2 protein-coding genes are annotated in these 3,026 nt (G+C 71.5%); both read right to left on the bottom strand.

What is annotated here, in order from left to right; translation table 11 throughout:
- Nucleotides 1–4: 4 nt before the first annotated feature.
- Nucleotides 5–1,603 carry an ABC transporter ATP-binding protein gene (locus tag J1M38_RS05690; RefSeq protein WP_036313325.1) on the bottom strand — a complete coding sequence of 533 codons (1,599 nt, stop codon included), beginning with the start codon at nucleotides 1,601–1,603 and terminating at the stop codon, nucleotides 5–7.
- A 126-nt stretch (nucleotides 1,604–1,729) separates the two neighbouring features.
- The gene (locus J1M38_RS05685) at nucleotides 1,730–2,887 is read right to left on the bottom strand and encodes a BMP family protein (RefSeq protein WP_060974005.1); all 1,158 of its coding nucleotides are present in this window, start codon (nucleotides 2,885–2,887) and stop codon (nucleotides 1,730–1,732) included.
- Nucleotides 2,888–3,026: the final 139 nt, after the last annotated feature.

The raw sequence follows: 3,026 nt of genomic DNA, 5'->3' as shown, positions 1-3,026 counted from the left end.
GTGCTCACGGGCGCTCTCCTTCCGTGGTGGGGTGGGCGGCGGGCGCCTCACCGGCGGTGCCGGGCGTGCCCGCGGCGACGTCTGCGCCGGAGGCGAGGGCCGCGTCGTCGGGGGTCTGGCCGGCCATCATGAGGCCGAGCGTCTCGCGCGAGGTGTCCCCCGGCACGATGCCGACGATCCGCCCGTGGTACATCACGGCGATCCGGTCCGCCAGCTCGAGGACCTCGTCCAGCTCGGTGGAGACGATCAGCACGGGGGTGCCGGCGTCGCGCTCGGCGATGATCCGGTCGTGCAGGAACTCGATCGAGCCGACGTCCACGCCGCGCGTGGGCTGCGAGGCGATGAACAGGCGCAGCCCGTCCACGAGTTCGCGGGCCATGACGACCTTCTGCTGGTTGCCTCCCGAGAGGGAGGAGACCGGCAGGTCCACGCCCTGGGTGCGGACGTCGAACTCGGCCACGCGGCGCTCGGCGAGCGCCCGCACCGCGGCGGGGCGCATCTGCACGGCGTTGCCGGCCGGGGCGACGTCGTACCGGTTGAGCACCATGTTCTCCGCCACGGAGAACGGGCCGACGAGCCCGTCCGTGGAGCGGTCCTCGGGCACGAAGCCGACGCCGGCGCGGATGATCTGGCGGGTGGACCGGCCGATCAGCTCCCGGCCGTCCAGGGTGACGGAGCCGGTGGCCTTGACCAGGCCCATGATCGCCTCGGTCAGCTCGGTCTGCCCGTTGCCCTGCACACCGGCCACGGCGAGGACCTCGCCCTGGCGGACGGCGAAGGACACGGCGTCCAGCAGCACCTGGCCCGTGGGCGAGACGACGGAGAGGTCCTCGACGCGGAACGTCTCCTCCCCCAGGGTCGGGGCCGTCTTGCGCCGCTCGAGGACGACGTTCCGGCCCACCATGAGGGCGGCCAGCTCGGCGGCCTCGGCGGAGGGCTCCGCCGTGCCGACCACGCGGCCGCGGCGCAGCACGGTGATGTCGTCCGAGACGGCCTTGACCTCGCGCAGCTTGTGGGAGATGAACACGATCGCCGTGCCGTCCGCCCGCAGCTGCCGGATGATGCCGAGCAGCTCGTCGGTCTCCTGGGGGGTGAGCACGGCGGTCGGCTCGTCCAGGATGAGGATGCGCGCGTCGCGGACGAGGGCCTTGATGATCTCGACGCGCTGCTGCACGCCCACGGGCAGGTCCTCGACGACGGCGTCCGGGTCCACGTCGAAGCCGTACTGCGCGGAGATCTCCCGGATCCGCCGGCGGGTGGCCTCGAGGTCGAGCACGCCCAGGGCGCGGGTGTGCTCGTCGCCGAGGGCCACGTTCTCGGCCACCGTGAAGACGGGCACGAGCATGAAGTGCTGGTGCACCATGCCGATGCCCGCGCGCATGGCCTCACCGGGACCGGAGAACCGGACGGGCTCGCCGTCGAGGAGGATCTCCCCCTCGGTGGGCTCGTAGAGCCCGAAGAGGACGTTCATCAGGGTGGACTTGCCGGCGCCGTTCTCGCCGAGGAGGGTGTGCACCCGCCCCGACTCCACGGTCAGGTTCACGTCCTCGTTCGCGGCGAACGAGCCGAAGCGCTTGGTGATCCCGCGCAGTTCGAGCCTCATCGAGGGCCTTCCGTCTGGTCGATGCTCGTGGTGCCGCGCTCGGCGGCGGGGGCGGGCCGGGCGCCCGCGCGCCGCGGGGCCGGTCCGGAGGGGTCCGGGCCGGCCCCGCGGCGGTGGCGAGGCGGGTCAGGCCTCCGGGGAGTACTCCGAACCGACCTTCAGCTCGCCCGAGATGATCTTCGCCTCGAGGTCCTTGAGCTCGTCCTTGAGCTCCTGCGGCACCGTGTCCTCGAAGTCGTGGAACGGGGCCAGCTCGACGCCCTTGTTCTCCAGCGTGCCCACGTAGGGCTCGGCCGAGAACTCGTCCTTCAGGTCCGCGGCGATCACGTCGGTGACGGACTGGCCCATGTTCTTCTTCACCGAGGTGAGGATCAGGTTGCCGTCCTTGGTGGACTCGTAGCCGTCCGAGTCCGGCCAGATGACCTTGACGTCCTTGCCGCCCTGGTTCGCCTCGCGGACGGCGTCCAGGGTGCCCAGGCCCACGGGGCCCGCCACCGGCATCACGATGTCGGCGCCCTCGTTGATGAAGTTGGCGGTGTTCGTCTTGCCGTTGGCCACGTTCTCGAAGTCGCCCGTAAACGAGCCGGTCTTCGCGTCCTTGTCCCAGCCCAGGACCTTGACGTCCTTGTCCTTGACCTCGTTGTAGTGCTCCACGCCGCGGGCGAAGCCGTCCATGAAGATGGTGACGGTGGGGATCTCGGCCCCTCCGTAGGTGGCCACGGTGCCGGTCTCGGTGGTGCCCGCCGCCAGGTACCCGGCCAGGAACGCCGCCTGCGCCGTGTCGTAGGTGAGCTTCTGGAAGTTGTCGGTGAAGTCGCCGTCGGTGACGTCCACGCCGAAGAAGTGGGTGTCCGAGTGCTGCGCGGCGATCGGCTTCATGGCGTCGCCGAGGAGGAAGCCCACGCCGATGACGGCGTCGCAGTCGCCGTTGACCATGGCGGTCACGTTCGGGGTGTACTCGCTGGGCTCGTTCGACTCGGCCTCGCTGGTGGTGATGCCGTAGGCCTCCTCGGCGGCCTTGAGGCCCTCGTAGGAGGACTGGTTGAAGGAGCGGTCGTCGAAGCCGCCCTCGTCCGAGACGATGCAGGCCTTGTAGTCCTTGTTGTCCGAGCCGACGCCGTCCACGGTGGCGATGGCCTCGCTCTCGGCGGCGCCGGAGCCCGAGGCCTCGGACTGCTCCGGCGGGGCGCCGCACGCGGTCAGCAGCAGGCCGGAGACGCCGAGCGCGGCGGCGGGGAGCAGGAGACGACGGCGGCGCGCGGCCGACGGGGTGGCGATGCCCATGGGGTCCTCATTTCGGAAGGCACGGTGCGAGGTCCGCGGCCGGTGGCCGCGGAAAGACGGGGCCCGTGCGGGTGGCCCCGTCCGGATGAGCGCGAGTCTACCGAACGGTGGGCCCGTCCCCTCCGGCGGGGGCGGGCGG

The sequence above is a fragment of the Micrococcus sp. KRD070 genome (assembly GCF_017168435.1).
Taxonomy (GTDB): Bacteria; Actinomycetota; Actinomycetes; order Actinomycetales; family Micrococcaceae; genus Micrococcus; species Micrococcus luteus.
Note: the sequence above shows the minus strand (reverse complement) of the source record. Positions and strands in the feature narration are given on the sequence as shown.